This is a genomic window from Roseburia lenta (genome assembly GCF_014287435.1).
GTDB classification, from domain to species: domain Bacteria; phylum Bacillota; class Clostridia; order Lachnospirales; family Lachnospiraceae; genus Pararoseburia; species Pararoseburia lenta.
Genome location: NZ_JACOPG010000003.1, coordinates 361,697 through 378,991, shown reverse-complemented (window position 1 = coordinate 378,991; position 17,295 = coordinate 361,697). Strand labels below are relative to the sequence as shown.

Here is a 17,295-nt window from a genome sequence, read left to right as displayed (position 1 = left end):
CTCCTTACTTGAGTGTAATACGTGGGTCGATCAATTTATACACGATATCTACAACCACATTCATGACAATGATAAGGGTTGCAAGGAAGATTGTTGTTCCCATGATCAGTGTATAGTCACGTCCCTGAATGGCTCCGATAAATTCGCCGCCCAGTCCCGGGATCGTGAAGATCTTCTCAACTACGAAACTACCGGTTACTGTGTAAGCAAGCATAGGTCCTACATAGGTAACTACCGGTAAGATAGCATTACGAAGTGCATGCTTAAACAACTGTACTTTACCGGAAAGACCCTTTGCCTTTGCTGTACGCATGTAATCCTGTCCTAATACATCAAGCATAGAAGAACGCATCAGTCTCATGATATATGCTGTCGGGTAAAATGCCAATGCTGCGACCGGCATAATGTAGTTCTGCCATGAAGAAAGTCCCATGGTAGGAAGTATCTTGAACTTCACACCAAAGAAATACATCAGCACGGTACAGATAACGAAACTCGGCACCGCAATACCCATGGTCGATATGACGCTGATCAGACTATCGAGGAACTTGCCACGCTTCAAAGCAGCGATACTTCCAAGCAGTACCCCAAGTATCAGGGAAACCAATACAGAAATCCCACCAATCTTTGCAGATACCGGGAACTTCGCCTGAATGATACCTGCGACGGTACGCCCTCTCTGTTTTAAACTGTCACCAAAATCTCCGTGAGCTACCCCTGAAATATAAGTGACATACTGCTCACCTAATGGCTTGTCCAAGCCATATTTTGCCTCAAGCGCTGCGGTTGCCTGCGGGCTGATCGCTTTCTCTGAAAGGAATGGTCCACCAGGAACCATGTTCATCAGGAAGAAAGTAAGTGTGGCTACTGCCCAGATCGTTACAATTGCAAGCGCTATTCTCTTTACAATGTACTTTAACATCTTGTTAATATTCTCCTTCCAAGGTAAATCTTAATACCTAAAAAGAACGCAAAAACAGCGTTTCGCTTCCGCCCCATTGCGTTCAATCGAGGGTTATTATAGCACAGTGTTGTGCTAAAGTCTACACCAAATTTTCATGCTTTCACATTTTCAACATATTTGTTTTTTCGCGTATTTACGGCGTTTGCGGGGCTTTTTGCCCCGCAGGATTTCCATAATATTCACAAACTGTATATCTATTCATTTATTACCAGTTTCTTCTTATTAAATGGTATATTTATACACTTTTTACGATATTGCATACAATATCTGTGCAGACATCCATCCCCTCAACGGTAATGTGTTCATAAGGACCGTGAAATCCATAACCGCCGGTACCCAGATTCGGACATGGCAAGCCCATAAAGGAAAGTCTGGCGCCGTCTGTGCCTCCGCGGATGGCAACCGTCTTTGGTGTCAGACCAGCCATTCTGGTGGCCTCCTTTGCCCAGTCAATGATCTCCATACATCCTTCGATCTGGCTGCGCATGTTCCGATAAGACTCCTTAATCTCCAGTTCCACTGTTCCCTGTCCGTATTTTTCATTTAATTTTCTGGCAATACGGCGCATATTTTCTTCCTTGGCGTGAAATTTATCCAGATCATGATCACGAATGATATATAAAAGTTCCGTTTTTTCCACATCTCCCTGCATATCGGTCAGATGATAAAAACCTTCGTATCCGCTTGTCTTTTCCGGTACCTCCTCCTTCGGAAGCATACTGTGAAATTCCATGGCAAGAGTCTGGGAATTGACCATAATATCTTTCGCACTGCCCGGATGCACATTATTGCCATGCACGGTTACCTTGGCACCGGAAGCATTAAAGTTCTCATATTCAATGTTGCCTTCCAGATCACCATCCAGGGTATAGGCATAGTCCGCGCCAAAATGCGCCACATCGAAGGCATCTGCCCCCTCGCCAATCTCCTCATCCGGGGTAAAGCCGATACAGATCTTGCCGTGCGGGATCTTGTCTGCCACAATACACTCCATTGCCGTCATAATTTCTGCAATGCCCGCCTTGTCGTCTGCGCCAAGTAAAGTTGTGCCATCGGTCGTGATGAGGGTTCTGCCCACATAATTTTTCAGATGTGGGAAATCCTTGACGGACAAAGTCCTGCCGCTCTTGCCAAGCACGACATCCCCACCGTCATAATTTTCATGTAAGACAGGCTTAACTCCCTGTCCGCAGAAATCCGGTGCCGTGTCCATATGCGCAATAAAGCCGATCACCGGCTTATCCTCCATGCCCTGGGTCGCCGGAAGGGTACCATAGACATAGCACTTATCGTCTACATGGGCATCTGCAATGCCGATCTCCTTCATCTCCGCCACCAGTTTGTGCGCAAGATCAAACTCTCTTTCTGCTGACGGCACAGTCTGGCTCTTTTCGTTACTTGTCGTATATACCACGACATAGTCTAACAATCTTTCATAGGCTCTTTTCATCTTTTTATCCTCCACTCGTTTATGCTATCTGATTTTATCTATTTTTTCTATCAAAAAACTAAGCCATCCAGTTTTCTGCCAAGTGTACCTTGGCTGCCCGGACACTTCCCTGGATCATCTGCGTTCCGCCACCGCCTCTGGCATCGAAAGTCTCCCGCAGATGCGCGGCTTCCTGCCTGCAGTCTTTCGTCCGGCTTCCCACGATGAACTGATATCCCTGCTCATCACCGCCCGCAAAGATCGCACAGTAGCCCGCATGGTCTTTTACCATGTCATTGACGATGCTGCGCATTGCCTTACTATCACAGGCATCCGCAAAAAGGACCACATCCTCTGCATCCGCATCCAGACCTTTTGCCTCCTGCGCCAGGATCTTCTCCTGTGCCTGCCTGAGGGCATACGCCAGATTCTGGTTTTCTGTCTGTAAACGCTTGATATGACTTCTCAGTTCTTCTTCCGATGAACTGAGCAATCCCATCATTTCATCCACAGTCTTTGTCTTCTGCCGAAAAGCATCCAACGCACGAAAGCCACATAAGATACTGATCCGCACACCGCCCTTATAATTCTGCACATGCATGACCTTGAGTCCGCCGACCTCTCCGGTACGTCTGACATGCGGCGCACAGCAGGCACAGACATCAACTCCCGGGATCGTAACGATCCGCACCTGACCTTCCAATTCCTTTTTGCTGCGGTATTCCATGCTCTCTAGCATCTGGGGTGTCGGGAAAGCGATCTCCAAGACCAGATCATCCGCGATCACCTGATTAACCCGCGTTTCGATCGCCGTCACATCCTCCGGGGACAAGACGCCGTCAAAGTCCATGGTCACCACGGAATCACTCAGATGAAATCCCACATTTTCATAGCCAAAGGTAGAATGCACGATACCGGAAAAAATATGTTCTCCCGTGTGCTGCTGCATGTTGGAAAAGCGATAATCCCAATCGATCTGTCCATGCACCTGATCTCCCGGCTCCAACTTCTGTTCTATGACATGCACGATCACACCGTCCCGAATCTGCACATCCAAGACTTCACACCTAGTAGCCGGGCGCAGTCCGTGTCCAACAGACAACCATCCCTGATCCGGTGTCTGTCCCCCCTGTTCCGGGAAAAAGAGGGTCTGATCCAGAATCACTTCGTAACGATCCTGTGCCTCTTTCAATGCCTTTACCGCAAGGACATTGGCATCAAACTCCGTCTCATATGGGAATTTATCATACAAACATTTTGTTTTTTCCATTCGATCACCTCACAGATATCCGGCTTTTACGCCACATAATATCCTATCATAGCACAAGCATGGGATTTATGGTATGATAAAAGACACAAAAAAGAAATGAGAACACAAAACATGAACGAAGAAAAAGATAGAGCCATTCTCGTTGGCTTACAATTAAATGACGGATCTTCTTTTGAACACAACTTAGAAGAACTGGAAAGTCTTTGTCAGGCTTGTGATATTGCGCCGGTCTTTACCATCACACAATCCCTGGATGCCCCGCACCAGGCGCTCTACATCGGTTCCGGTAAGGTACACGAGGTCAAGGAGGCTGCTGCCAATTTGGATGCAGACCTTATCATCTTTGACAATGCCTTATCCCCATCGCAGGCACGCAACTTAAACCTCGAGATCGGACTTCCCATCTTGGATCGCACAGCACTCATCCTTGAGATCTTCCAGTCCAGAGCGCGCAGCCGCGAAGCCAAATTACAGGTAGAACTGGCAAGACTCCAATATCTTCTGCCTCGTTTATCCGGTATGGGAACCGCCATGTCAAGGCAGGGCGGCGGCAGTGGATCACGCTCCAACAAAGGTGCCGGGGAGAAGAAACTGGAACTGGATCGCAGACATATCAGTCACCGCATTACTGAGTGTAAAAAAGAACTCCAGACGATCAAAAAGCAAAGGGTGACCCAGCGCAAGAGCCGCAACGCTTCCCAGACCCCATCCGTGGCTCTGGTCGGATACACCAATGCAGGCAAATCCACCATTTTAAACGCCATGCTGTCGCACTACGGCAATGATGAGATCACAGACATCTCCCACAAAAAAGTCTTGCAGGAAGATATGCTCTTTGCCACCTTGGATACTACGGTGCGCAAGATCACCATTCCCGGCAAGCCTGCCTTTTACCTATCCGATACCGTGGGATTTATTGATAAACTTCCCCATCATCTGATCGATGCCTTCCGCTCCACCTTGGAGGAGGCGATCGGTGCAGATCTTTTGCTGCAGGTGGTGGATGTATCAGATCCTTACTACCGCGAGCATATGCGCGTGACCCAGGATACCTTAAATGATCTGGGTGCCGGCGATATTCCTATGATCATCGCCTACAACAAGGCAGACCGCCTGCCTCAGTTTGCTCATGATCTTCCGATCGTTACCGGAAACCATATCCATATGGCAGCCGGTGCAGACCTTGGCATGGATGCCCTTGCCGACTTGATCTTATCCAACCTCTTTGGCAAGCCTGTGACCATGGAACTTTTGATCCCTTACAGCCAGGGTTCGCTTGTGCACAGAATCTCGGAAGCCGGCGAAGTCGCCAAGACGGAATACCAAAATGACGGCACTTATATGCAGGTCACCTTCACACCATCCGCCAAAGATCATGCCCTTATGCAGGAGGTCGCGTCCTACCGCATCGGATAAGCAGCATTTTCTGTCATACAAACAAAGACCCGACAACCTGTCAGCGCCATAACGCTTAGCAGAATGTCGGGTCTTTTATTTTCATCCTATGCCGGAATGTCTACCTCATCAGACTCAATATAGATCTTGTGCCATACTAAGAATACATAGATTGCCCAGATCTTGCGGCTGTTATCAGCCTTGCCATCTCTGTGGTCAGCCAGCAGTTTCGTCAAAAGGGTCTGATCGAAATACTGTGCCGCTACATCCGAAGAAAATGCCTCCTCAACCCTGTGCAGATACTTCGGTTCTCTCAACCACACACGGATCGGAACCGGGAATCCCAGTTTCTTTTTATTTGCCGTCGACTCCGGCAAATGGCGTTTTGCCGCAATACGAAAGGCTCTCTTGGTTGCCTCATCTGTCACACGATAATCGATCGGCAGATTCTTTATGTATTCAAATACCCTGATGTCAAGATACGGAACACGTGCCTCCAAAGAATGTGCCATACTCATCTTGTCCGCTTTCAGAAGGATGTCCCCCTGCAGCCAGAAGTTCATATCAATATACTGCATCTTTGCAATGTCATTCAAGCCCTTGCACTTTTCATAGTAAGGTGCCGTCAACTCCTGTGGTGTCACATGGGTCAGTTTGGTCTGTAAGATCTCCTCACGCTCCTCCACAGAGAAAAGATTGGCATTGCCGATAAAGCGTTCTTCCACGCTCTTGCTTCCACGAATGATAAAGTTCTTGCCCTTGAAATTAGGCAGTTTCTTGACAATGGATGCCAAGCCCTTGCGGAGTCCCAATGGCAGTTTCTGATAACCAGCCAAAGACAAAGGCTCATGATAGATATTGTAGCCTCCGAAAAATTCGTCTGCGCCCTCACCGGACAAGACAACCTTGATGTCCTTTGCTGCCAGTTCATCTACAAAATAAAGTGCGATACAGGACGGATCTGCCAAAGGCTCATCCATGTAATACATAACCTTTGGAATGCTGTCAAAATACTCATCCGCACTGATGGTCTTATTGATGTTCTTTTTGCCGAGTTCTGCCGTCAGGCTCTCTGCGTAACGGATCTCGTTGTACTTGCTCTCTTTATCCAAAAATCCAACGGTATAGGTCTTTTCTCCCGGGAACTCAGCCACCAGATAAGAGGAATCCACACCACTGGAAAGCGAAGCGCCGACCTCTACGTCTGCAATCATATGCGCCATAGTAGACTCGTGTACGATCTCCTCGATCTCGTTTACTGTCTTTTCCAGAGACTCCGGTTCTTTTGCCGGCTGCATGAGCGGATCGTAATACTGATGGATCTCGATCTCACCGTTTTGCATGAGCATATAATGTCCTGCCGGCAACTTAAAGATCCCCTTGAAGAAGGTCTCCGGCAATACGGAATACTGGAAAGACATATACTGCTCTAAGGCTGCCTCATTGACCTCGCGCTTGATGTTTGGGTATGCCAGAATACTCTTGATTTCAGATGAAAATACCAGATTTCCATCCTGCTGTGTATAATAAAACGGCTTGATGCCGAAGAAATCCCTAGCGGCAAATACCAGATCCTTTTTCATATCATAGATCACAAAAGCGAACATGCCACGCACCTTAGAAAGCAGGTCTACACCGTACTCCTCATAGCCGTGGATCAGGCTCTCTGTGTCTGCATTGTTAGCAAAGACATGCCCCTTGGCAATCAGATCCTCACGCAATTCCAGATGATTGTAGATCTCGCCATTAAATACGATAACGACATCCCCTGTCTCATTAAACATCGGCTGCATACCGTGATCCAGATCAATGATACTCAACCGGCGAAAGCCCAGCGCCACCTGATCATTGACATACATGCCCTCCTGATCCGGTCCACGATGGATGATCTTGTCCATCATCTTCTTTAAGACGGCTTCTCGATCCCAATCCTCTTTGCTTCTTCCAATAAATCCACTTATTCCACACATATCATAATCTTCCTTTGGTCTTGTATTTGCTGTCAATATAGTATGCACGTTTTCTGCTTGTCTATGCGCATCTATCCATACGATTATAATGGTTTCCTAAGATGAAATCAAGGATAAGAAATCCCCCTTAGCCACCGGCTTGGAATAGTAATAACCTTGATAATAGGTTGGATGATACTGCTGCAGATACAACTCCAGCGCCTGATCTTCAATACCCTCAATACAGATATCTGCATGAATCGTCCTTGCCCCATCAGCAATTGCCGATACAATGATCTGATTCATAGGATGATTCTGTATATTCTGCACAAAAGACCGGTCGATCTTGATCTCATCCAGCGGTAATTCCAGTATCAGTTGTAATGACGCATTTCCTGTGCCAAAATCATCCATAGCAACACGTATTCCATTGCTGCGGAAAAATTCGATCTCTCCTCGCAGGAAGTCAGTATCCAGTTCTCGGCAGCGTTCCGTCAGTTCCAGGCAAAGATTCTGCGGCGGGTAACCGGTATCATGTAAAGCATTGAGCACCTCATAATGAAAATCAGGACGTTCCAGTTGCGGTGCCGCAATATTGACATTGATAATAAAATCAGGAATGATCCGACGAATCTCTGTTGCATCCTGCAAAGCCTGCCATATAACCCAGTTACCCAGTTCAAAAATACAGGCGTTCTGCTCAATAAAAGGAATAAAACGGTCTGGCGATACAAATCCATACTTGTCATCCTGCCAGCGTATCAAAGCCTCTGCACCTATGATCCGATTATTTCTGGCATCTACGATCGGCTGGTAGTAGAGGGAAAATCCGGAAAAATCAGTCATAATCTGCTGGTAGATCGTGCCGATCATATCCCGATCGCCAAATTCATGCTTATGTTTTTCCATATTGTAAAAAACAATATCTCCATGATAGATGGTCATGGACTGTCCGATCGCATAACCCAGATTGGCTGTAATACGATCTGTCTCTCCATGTGCATTGCCAAAAATAGCAGCGCTCCCCAGCACACGACAGGTTACATGCTTGTCACCGATGTCAAACCCCCGATATGCCATGGCTCGAATTGCCTCATAGAGCAGTTTGGTCTGTGCCCGATCCATATCATGCATGCAGACCCCATACATGGACGTATCCATGTGATAGACCGTTCCTCGTTCACCAACAATCTTCTGCAGTTCTGCCCCGAAAAACCGCAGCACCTCGTCTCCAAAGCGGTAGCCATACAAGGTATTGATACTGCTCAATTTGTCAATGACCAGCATCATGACCGTAGTTGACCTATCTTCCTCTGTCATTTCTTCCAAGCGCTCTAAAAAGGCGGATTTGCTGGAAAGATGTGTCACATTGTCGACCTCATCCATGATACCATAATTAGTAATGGTACCGGCAAAATAATCTATCTCCCCGTCCTTGCTCTTGAAGACAGCACTCTCACATGAGCACATGACGTATTTGCCCTCAGTGTTTTTTGCACGATACATAAGGTTCTGACTCATGCTTGTACCATCAAAAATACGCTTTATGCTCTCCTGATACATGGCAAGATCGTCCGGATGTACCCGTTTTTCCCAGATAGCGCCGGCATCATACATATATTCTCCCGGCATATCAAAATCCGCCATAGCACGTCTGGACCAGCGTGACACATTGGTTTTCATATTGCAGAGGAAGAGATATCCTCTCTTGGCCGTCGCTGCAAACACATCAAAGACACGATCGGACAGACCGGTCGTGTCTAGGGCATGCATTGTATTATCTTTTACCTGCTCTGCAGATCTTCCTATATCCCCCATAGATCTTCTCCATCTACTCTTTATCAATAAACTTGTCCATGAAATCGTCGATTGGGCAAGGCTTACTGTAATAATAGCCCTGAATATAATCCGGTCCCATCGCCGTAATACGGTCTAACTCGTCCTTTTCCTCGATACCCTCGACCACTTCTTTGATATTGAGGCTATGAACCATCTCAATGATCTGCTTTAGAAGTTGGTGTTCGTAATCACTATTCAGTGCCTTGCAGGTGAACTCACGGTCGATCTTTAAGATATCCGGCTGCATCTGGGATAAGTTGATCAGGTTGGAATAGCCCGTACCGAAATCATCCAGTGCCATCTGCACACCATATTCTTTTAATTTTCTCCAGAGTTTTGTCACAATAGCGTTGCGCGCCAAATATCCGCTTTCTGTCAATTCCACAATGACGCTCTCCGGCTTCAAATGATATTTTTCTATTGCGCTTGTCAGATCCTCATAAACAGAACTCTTTAAAATCTGTACATAAGAGAAATTGATGCTGACCTTAAAATCAGGCCGTATCTTCTGGCATTCCACACATGCCCGCAATGCGGTATCAATGATCCATCTGCCAACCGGCACGATCAGACCGCTTTCCTCCAATTGATCAATAAAACGGTATGGTGGAATAAGTGTTCCCTCGGCATCGCGATAGCGAAGCAAGGCTTCTGCCGCGAAGATCTCCTCGGATCCCACACGCATAATCGGCTGAAAATACAACTCAAAGCCCTGATATTCCTTTGAAACCGCCTTTCGCAGATTGCGCGTCATCTGCCGGTTGGCAACAAAGGTATCATAATCCTCTCGATCAAAGAATACCAGCTGATTCTTACCACGCTCCTTGGCGCGGCTGAGGGAGAACTGCGATAACTTGGTAATCTGTTCGTAGTCCAGCGTTTCTAAATCTGCGTCAGAAATCACCCCACAAGACAAGGTATATAAAGCCTCATATTCGTGCTCCTTGATATGTTCTGCCACATGATATCGGATATTGCTATACAAAGCCTTGGCATCTTCTTTGGTCTTACTGATAAGATCAAAGACCACAAACTCATCCGATGTCATCCGATAAACGGCCTGCCCCGGTTCCAGACAATCCGTGATACAGGTAGCAACATCAAAAAGAACGTGATCGCCATAACCTATGCCCAGCGTTTCATTGATATTTTTAAAATCATCAATCCCCAAACGTAAAATATAGCATCGCGGCATTTTATGGAACTGCTTTATCTGCTCCTGAAAGGTCACTTCACCCAGAAGTCCGCTGACATTGTCAGCCTTTTTCTTCTCGCCGATCTCATTGATGCAGCCGATCATAAGAAAGACTTTGCCATCCTCCGAACGGATCGTACGCCCCTGACAGTTGATCCAGACCGGTTCCTGATTGACACTCATCCAGCGATAACGCAGATTGTGCCAGAACTTACGCCCACTGCGCATCTCGCTCATATCTGTAAGTAGCAGATTATAATCATCTGGGTGAACCACACGTTTGTGCACCTCATCTACATTCTGGAAAACATTAGAGGGCAGGTCAAAACGTGCCACTGCCCTCTCTGTAATATAATAAACGTCATGTTCCAGATCCCAAACATATAGATAATCATTCATGCAGGTAGAAAACAATTCTGCTGCGCGCTCAAAGAAGAGGAAAACTTCCTTTTCCCCTTCATTGTCCGATGTATGCTCGTGTGTGATTGCTTCTTGGGGTTCTCCCAATATCTCCAATAATTCCTGAGAAATCATCTTATCTTTCATGTAATATCCTCCTGTGCTTCATCCTTTGTTATGCCTCCTGCGCAGCACAAAGGATTTTCAGCCTCTGCTGTCCTACTCAAAGGTCTTGTAACCCATGAAAATATTACCATTTATTGTCAGATATTTCAACAAGCGTTTTTAAATTATATGATATAGTTTTACCCCCCCCCGAGAAATTTCAAACAATTTGAGTTTTTCAGAATTTTCTTGCTTTTTCGTAAAATTCTGTTTACTTCTTTTCCCGGGATTTACGCAGTCTTGATCTTGCCTTCCTGCTGTAACCACTGTACTTCATCACGAATGGTCTCGGTATATGGGCGGGTATGGTAGCCTAATACTTTCTTAGCCTTGCTATAGTCAAACGTATTGTTTCTCTCCAGATTATATACGGCAAAGGAGGTCATGACCGGTTTCTTTCCGGATAAGCTGGCTGTCTTTTCTGCAATCTTCGCAATTCCCTTTGCTACCGGCAATGGCAGAAAATGCTTGATCGGTGTGCAGCCGGTCTCGGACGCGATCATATCACTGAGTTGACGCATGGTCACTTCCTCATTTCCAAGGATATAACACTCGCCTGCCACACCCTTATCCGCAGCAGCGATCACACCATCTGCCAAGTCTCTGACGTCGCACAGGTTAAAGGATCCCTCCATACCCATCGGCATATCTCCGTTGATGATACGGATGATGGTTCCGGTCGTCTCGCTGATGGAGAAATCATTTGGTCCAAGGATTCCGCTTGGATGAACGACGCAGGCATTTAAACCTTTTTCCGTGACTGCATCCAAAACCGCCTGTGTTGCCATTGCCTTGGTTCTGGAATACCAGCCTACGACCTGATCCGGATCGAATTTCTTTACTTCATGGATTTTTCTTCCCTTTGGTGCTTCCGGGATGGCTCCAGTGCTGCTGACATAGACAAGTTTGTCACATTCTTTATGCTCTAAGCACTTTGCAATGATATTCTTGGTGCCGCCCACATTAACGTCAACCAATTTCTTGCTGTAATCTGCATTGGTCGTTACCATGCTTGCCACATGAAGGACTACCGTGTGCACGCCATCCTCTACGGCAAAGAATGGCTCCAAGGATTTCTTGTCACACAGATCTCCTTCTACGACTTCCACGGACTCCGGGATATATTTTGCTGCCGGATCGTTTGGCAGAACAAAGGCTCTCACGTCAGCCCCCTCTTCCACCAACTGCCTGCATACCGTGCTTCCCAAAAATCCTGCTGCTCCTGTTACTAAATATTTTCTACTCATGATCTTTCTGCTCCTTTTCTATTTTTAAATTTTTCTTTCTTTGTTTGTTACAGGTAGTATCATAGAGCGTCAGTATTGCACAAATATTTTACTTTTGTTAAGGTTTTATTAAAGAGGGAAACATGTTATAATTTCTTCATATTAAAATGATCGATAGTAGTAGATAAAGCGAGGAAACTTGCCATGGTTACCTATCCACTGAACGAATTACAACCCGGCATGATCGTTGCGGCTGATGTCTTTACGCCCCGTGGACAGTTGATCGTTCTCAGAGGCTCCATTTTAAGTCAGCAGATGATCCAGCACATGAAATACTACCATGTGCCGTCCGTTACGATCCTGCCAAATGAAATTGATCCAATGTCCTTTGAAAAGGCAGACCGTAGCGAACCGACTTACGCCAAACGTATCCGCCAGAGCGAATCTTTCAAAGAATTCAGGGAGCATTATACGCAGAGTGCCAGCATTTTTCAGGAACAGTTGAGTCGTTTTGTTGCCGGCGATGCGCATCTGGATACCTCTGCCCTTTTACAGGACACGCTGGAACTTTTCGACCACAATCGTGCTTCCTTTTCCTTACTGGATATGCTGCACAATATGCGCGATCTGGACGACTCCACCTATGTGCACAGCATCAACGTCGCCGTCATTTCACGCCTGATCGGTATGTGGTCAGATCTGGACGAAGCCAATCTGGATGTTTTGACCCTGTGTGGGCTTTTACATGATGTGGGAAAAGTACAGATCCCGGATGAGATCTTGGAAAAACCTGACCGGCTGACACCGGAAGAATATGAGATCATGAAGACACATACGGTTTTAGGCTACCGCATGATGGAACGGGAGCGCATCGACAAGCGGATCAAGAATGCCGCTCTCATGCACCACGAACGTTTTGACGGCAAGGGCTATCCTTTCGGTCTTACCGGGGACCGTATTGACACCTTTGCTTCCATCGTAGCCATTGCGGATGTCTACGACGCACTGACTTCGGATCGCTGCTACCGTTCGGCAGTCTGTCCTTTTGAAGTGATCGCCCTCTTTGAAAGCAATGGACTAACCGAATACAACCCCAAATTCATCCTGACCTTTTTGGAACATATCGCCCAGACCTATGTCGGCAACTCTGTCCGTCTGAGCGATGGCAGTCAGGGCAAGATCAGCATGATCGACACAAAAAAACTTCTCCGCCCTCTCATCCAATTAGAAAGCGGAGAATTTGTAGATCTGTCCAAACGTCTGGATCTCTATGTCGAAGAGATCATTTAATCAAATAATTTTGCCTTTTGGCGTTCAAAGAAAGCATCGACTTCCGCGATGATCCTTGCAGGCTCCATGGTCTTGAGCAGATAGCCTTCCGGCTTGAGTGCCATGACCTGCATCACACTTTCCCTATCATCCTTACTTGTCAAAAAAATGACCGGAACATCGGAAAATTCTGTCTCTGTACGGATCATTTCCAGCACCTGTCTGCCATCTACGACCGGCATTTCATAATCTAACAGTACCAGATCCGGGCGGTTGGTCGCTAAATACTTGATCGCCATGGCACCGGAATTTGCTAAGATGACCTGATAGCGGTCTTCCAGCCAGCCTTTGACATTGCGCAGCATTGCCCCGGAATCATCTACGACCAGAACCTTTTTCTTGTGCTGTGCGCCAAACTTTGCGATATAGGCATCGATAACTTCCACCAATTCATTGACATTGACCGGGCGCTCAAAAAACTGACGGATGAGGTGGCCTGAGATCACACGTCCGATAGCGTCATTTTCTTCCCTGCTTCCCACCGTAAAGATGGGAATGTCGCGCTCGGCTGACTGGTCTTTGAGATAGATCAGAGCCTGCTGCATATCTCCGATCCCGTCCGATCCACAGATCAGATAGGCACCGATGGTATCACGCTCGGCTGAGATCTGTGCCACATCCGGCTCGACCACGCTCACATCATAGCCCGCCTCTTTTATCTTATCCTTGAGTGACAGGATAAGATAGCCCTGTACCTCCGACACGATCAAAATCTTATACGTTTCCTTCATCATTTTCTCCACTTACTTTTCTTTTTTACCCCAACTTATCCACCATGGCATGACAAAGATCCATGACTTCTTCCATGGCGACATCCGCAACCGCTGCCCGCAGTGCATCCATATCCTCTGCCAGATCTTCCGGCATACGATAGCCTTCCAATTCTGCCATGGCAGCATCTACGCCGTCCAGATCAAAGTCATCCATGGCATTTGCCATCTGACCTAAGATACGGCTCAGTTCTTCCTTTGAGGTCTCCTGTAAATTTGCCTCGTCCAGACTTCCGTAAGGACGCAGGACTTCTTTATAACTTGTATATAATTCTAATACTTCCGGCAGTCTTTCTTCAAGTCCTTTTCGGTCATTGGCATTGCCCAGGTCTTCCATTGCCTTGAAGAGGGCAGACAGACGGTCTGCACCGATCATGCGGGAGGTATTCTTGAGGGCATGGACTTCGATGGTCAGATCCCGGATCATACCATCTGCCAGACACTGCTGCATCTTTTTCGTCTTGGTATCGATCAGTTTGTAGTAGTCTCCCAAGAGGCTCAAGAAAAGTTTCTTGCCTCCCGAGTAATGCACGCCTTCTTCTACATTAAGTCCTTCAATGACAGGCAGTTCTTCTTCCTCCGCCTCTGCTGCCACATCCTCTGTCTTGATGATCTTATCCTCAGGCAGATATTGTTTTAACTTGCCGCAGATCTCCTTGATCTCAATCGGCTTTGCCACAAAATCATCCATGCCTGCCGCTACAAACTCCTCCTTGGCGCCGCTCATGGCGTCTGCCGTGAGGGCGATCACGATCTCATGCTCCTGACTGCCCTTTTCCCACTCACGGATCCGACGGGTGGCTTCCACACCATCCATGACCGGCATCATGTGATCCATAAAGACCAGATCATAGGTATGCGCCTCCAGCATTTCCAGCGCCTGTTTTCCGTTTTCTGCCGTGTCGATCTGCATCTGCAAAGGTGCCAGCAAACCAATCGCAACCTTTAAGTTCATCTTATTGTCATCGACCAGAAGGATCTTTGCCTCCGGTGCCTTGAAATTCAAGACCTCAGAAGTGCCCGCGTAGGTCACCTGTCCCTCTCTGCGGATCGCCTGACAGAAGTTGAGCGAATAGAGCGGCTTGTTCATGACCATGACCTTGGCATCCCGCAAAGCCTCCTGTACCGGATTTTGCAGAACGCAGATCTGCTTATCTCCCAACAAAGAACCATGGATGGCATCCTTGTGCTCCTCGTAGACCAGGGTATCCGTAAAGAGGAAGTCTACATGCGGGCGTTTTTTTGCCATGACATCCGGCGCGATCGGTTCTATGCCGTAGGCACGCACCAGACGCTCGAAGTTCTCCTGCAAATAGGTATTGGAAAAAGCACCACCGATCTGCAGGGTCTTTTTCTCCTCCGGCAGACTGGCAACTGGACTCTCCTCTGCGATCTTCTGGCGGATGGTAAAGTAGAACTCACTGCTCTGTCCGTAAGTGCTTCTGACACCAATCTGTCCCCCCATCATTTCAACCAACTGACGGCAAATGGCAAGCCCCAGACCGGTTCCCTCTTTGGAATGATTTTTCCGGCTGTCAACCTGGGAGAAGGACTGGAAAAGTTTCTTCTGGTCTTCCTCGCGGATGCCGGATCCGCTATCCTTGATACTCACGGCAAGGACAAGATCCTGCTCCGTCTTATCCTCCACCTTGATCGAAAGTTTCACATAGCCTCTTTCTGTAAATTTGACGGCATTGTTTAAGATATTGATGATGATCTGGCGCACGCGCAGACCATCCCCACGTAAAGTCTTTGGCAGGGTCGGGTCAATGTCGTAGAGGAGTTCTACATTTTTCTCGCCTATCCTGGTCAAAAACATAATACCCAGATCACTGATCATAGACATGGGTGCATAGTCTTCTTCTACCAGTTCCATCTTGCCGGACTCGATCTTGGAAAAATCCAGAATGTCATTGATGATATTTAAAAGGGCATCCCCGGATACTTTGATATTGGAAAGGTACTCCTCCTGCTCCTCCGTCACATCCCCGCGCAGCATGATCTCGGTCATGCCGACAATGGCATTCATCGGGGTACAGATCTCATGTGACATATTGGAAAGAAAGGCAGACTTGGCTTCGTTGGCAGCCTCTGCCTCCTGCACCAGTTGTAACTGCTTTGTCACATCTACTAAGATCAGGCTATAACCGGCGATCTTTTTCTTGTGCTTTTCATTCTGATATAAGGTCGCCAGACGGCGCTCGTAAAATCTGCCATCCAGTTCCACCTCATCCTCTGTCGTCTGAAAGAGTTGCAAAACTTCCTCCGGAAGTTCCTGATTTTTGTGAAAACGGCGTAAGACCGGAAAAAGTTTCTTGGCATAACGGTTGGCATCCAGATAACCGTAGGCATCATCCGCGATCAAAAAGACATCGTTAGTATGCTCAAATACCCAGTCACGCCCCTGGTCAGTCACCGTGAAAAATTCACCCACCATGACACTCAAGGTCATGACGCAGATCACGACGGAGGATGCGATCGGCATGATATCGAAAGGAATATCTGCAAACTGGGAAAAGATGAGCATGACCAATAGGAAGCCCTGTGCCAGCATCAGATGAAAAAGGTTGTGTCGCTCGGTCTTATTCTTCATTTTGATAAAACGGCAAAGCGTATAGACAAAGAGGAATAAGAGCATGGATGCGATCAAGCCGTAACGTACATAGTAGAGAACACCGCCATCCATATTGACCTGATACATGCCAAGGCGCTCATCCAGAGCGATATGCACATTTCCCATCCACTGCTTGCCCATCTCACCGATCATACGCTGCCCGTTTTGAACTGCATCGGATGTGTTGCCATTTGCACCCGCAACATTGCCAACTGCCTCTGACACTTTCTGCGCCGCCTGGCCTAACTCCTGTCCTTCCTCATTTAAAATGATATAAGTCGAAGACCGCATCCACATCTGTGGTACCTCGATCAGTTCAAACAGAGGCCACCCGATCGAAACGACGCGGGAAAAGCGCATATGCTGGTATTCCATCATAAAGAGGATAAAGAGGAAAAAGAAAAGTGAGATGCCGACATACTCCATGCGGTACGCCGTCGTCAACGCCTGAGAATTGTCCGTTTCCAGGATCATCAGATAAGCACAGTTGACAATGGAACAGGCGGCATTGGCAAGCATGAGATAGGTTGCCCCCTTACTCTGCTCCTTTTGTAAGATCACAACGATACTGACCACCGGAATAAAGATGCCCGCCAGTTGCAAAGTCTTTAGACAGGTCATCAACTGCTCTGCTGTCAGTGTAAAAAAATAAAAGTCAAATGTCTCCATCTTCCCACCTCTTTTGTCACAACAAATTCTATCTCTAATATACAAAAAGCCCCCCTGCCAAGACAAGGGGGTATTTGTGAAA

At 47.2% G+C, this 17,295-nt stretch carries 11 protein-coding genes; 2 read left to right on the top strand and 9 right to left on the bottom strand.

Features of this window, described 5'->3' with window-relative positions; all coding sequences use genetic code 11:
• Positions 1-4 precede the first annotated feature (4 nt).
• The 3 genes from H8R94_RS09150 to H8R94_RS09140 form a co-directional block, all read right to left on the bottom strand.
• Positions 5-922, bottom strand: coding sequence for an ABC transporter permease (locus H8R94_RS09150; protein ID WP_118281661.1), 918 nt, complete (start codon positions 920-922; stop codon positions 5-7).
• Between the two features lie 277 nt (positions 923-1,199).
• Complete coding sequence (pepT, locus tag H8R94_RS09145) at positions 1,200-2,414, bottom strand: peptidase T (RefSeq protein WP_186854469.1); 1,215 nt, start codon at positions 2,412-2,414, stop codon at positions 1,200-1,202.
• A gap of 58 nt (positions 2,415-2,472) precedes the next feature.
• Positions 2,473-3,663, bottom strand: a complete 1,191-nt coding sequence (locus H8R94_RS09140) for an alanyl-tRNA editing protein (protein WP_186854468.1) — start codon at positions 3,661-3,663, stop codon at positions 2,473-2,475.
• A 111-nt stretch (positions 3,664-3,774) separates the two neighbouring features.
• Here H8R94_RS09140 and hflX point away from each other — a divergent pair, with 111 nt between their 5' ends.
• Positions 3,775-5,079: a GTPase HflX gene (gene hflX / locus H8R94_RS09135; protein WP_243069554.1), complete on the top strand. Its 1,305-nt coding sequence runs from the start codon at positions 3,775-3,777 to the stop codon at positions 5,077-5,079.
• Positions 5,080-5,165: 86 nt separating this feature from the next.
• Here hflX and asnB read toward each other — a convergent pair whose 3' ends face one another.
• The 4 genes from asnB to H8R94_RS09115 form a co-directional block, all read right to left on the bottom strand.
• Positions 5,166-7,028, bottom strand: coding sequence for an asparagine synthase (glutamine-hydrolyzing) (asnB, locus tag H8R94_RS09130; RefSeq protein WP_118281657.1), 1,863 nt, complete (start codon positions 7,026-7,028; stop codon positions 5,166-5,168).
• 96 nt (positions 7,029-7,124) lie between these two features.
• Entirely contained in the window at positions 7,125-8,825 is a 1,701-nt protein-coding gene (locus H8R94_RS09125; RefSeq protein ID WP_186854467.1) for an EAL domain-containing protein, read from the bottom strand.
• Between the two features lie 13 nt (positions 8,826-8,838).
• Positions 8,839-10,587 (bottom strand): bifunctional diguanylate cyclase/phosphodiesterase, encoded by a 1,749-nt coding sequence (locus H8R94_RS09120; protein WP_118281655.1) that lies wholly within the window; start codon positions 10,585-10,587, stop codon positions 8,839-8,841.
• A 248-nt stretch (positions 10,588-10,835) separates the two neighbouring features.
• Positions 10,836-11,852 carry an NAD-dependent epimerase/dehydratase family protein gene (locus H8R94_RS09115; protein WP_118281654.1) on the bottom strand — a complete coding sequence of 339 codons (1,017 nt, stop codon included), beginning with the start codon at positions 11,850-11,852 and terminating at the stop codon, positions 10,836-10,838.
• A gap of 183 nt (positions 11,853-12,035) precedes the next feature.
• Between H8R94_RS09115 and H8R94_RS09110 the strand changes: the two genes are divergently transcribed.
• Positions 12,036-13,121 (top strand): HD-GYP domain-containing protein, encoded by a 1,086-nt coding sequence (locus H8R94_RS09110; protein ID WP_118281653.1) that lies wholly within the window; start codon positions 12,036-12,038, stop codon positions 13,119-13,121.
• Here H8R94_RS09110 and H8R94_RS09105 read toward each other — a convergent pair.
• Complete coding sequence (locus H8R94_RS09105) at positions 13,118-13,891, bottom strand: response regulator (protein ID WP_243069553.1); 774 nt, start codon at positions 13,889-13,891, stop codon at positions 13,118-13,120. The two genes, H8R94_RS09110 and H8R94_RS09105, sit on opposite strands and share 4 nt — an antisense overlap.
• A gap of 25 nt (positions 13,892-13,916) precedes the next feature.
• Positions 13,917-17,213 (bottom strand): hybrid sensor histidine kinase/response regulator, encoded by a 3,297-nt coding sequence (locus H8R94_RS09100; RefSeq protein WP_186854466.1) that lies wholly within the window; start codon positions 17,211-17,213, stop codon positions 13,917-13,919.
• Positions 17,214-17,295 lie beyond the last annotated feature (82 nt).

Excerpts from the sequence above, each read along its gene's own strand:
- pepT (WP_186854469.1), bottom strand. The coding sequence starts at position 2,414 with ATGAAAAGAGCCTATGAAAGATTGTTAGACTATGTCGTGGTATATACG.
- H8R94_RS09100 (WP_186854466.1), bottom strand. The coding sequence starts at position 17,213 with ATGGAGACATTTGACTTTTATTTTTTTACACTGACAGCAGAGCAGTTG.
- H8R94_RS09125 (WP_186854467.1), bottom strand. The coding sequence starts at position 8,825 with ATGGGGGATATAGGAAGATCTGCAGAGCAGGTAAAAGATAATACAATG.
- H8R94_RS09110 (WP_118281653.1), top strand. The coding sequence starts at position 12,036 with ATGGTTACCTATCCACTGAACGAATTACAACCCGGCATGATCGTTGCG.
- H8R94_RS09150 (WP_118281661.1), bottom strand. The coding sequence starts at position 922 with ATGTTAAAGTACATTGTAAAGAGAATAGCGCTTGCAATTGTAACGATC.
- hflX (WP_243069554.1), top strand. The coding sequence starts at position 3,775 with ATGAACGAAGAAAAAGATAGAGCCATTCTCGTTGGCTTACAATTAAAT.
- asnB (WP_118281657.1), bottom strand. The coding sequence starts at position 7,028 with ATGTGTGGAATAAGTGGATTTATTGGAAGAAGCAAAGAGGATTGGGAT.
- H8R94_RS09105 (WP_243069553.1), bottom strand. The coding sequence starts at position 13,891 with ATGAAGGAAACGTATAAGATTTTGATCGTGTCGGAGGTACAGGGCTAT.
- H8R94_RS09115 (WP_118281654.1), bottom strand. The coding sequence starts at position 11,852 with ATGAGTAGAAAATATTTAGTAACAGGAGCAGCAGGATTTTTGGGAAGC.
- H8R94_RS09120 (WP_118281655.1), bottom strand. The coding sequence starts at position 10,587 with ATGAAAGATAAGATGATTTCTCAGGAATTATTGGAGATATTGGGAGAA.
- H8R94_RS09140 (WP_186854468.1), bottom strand. The coding sequence starts at position 3,663 with ATGGAAAAAACAAAATGTTTGTATGATAAATTCCCATATGAGACGGAG.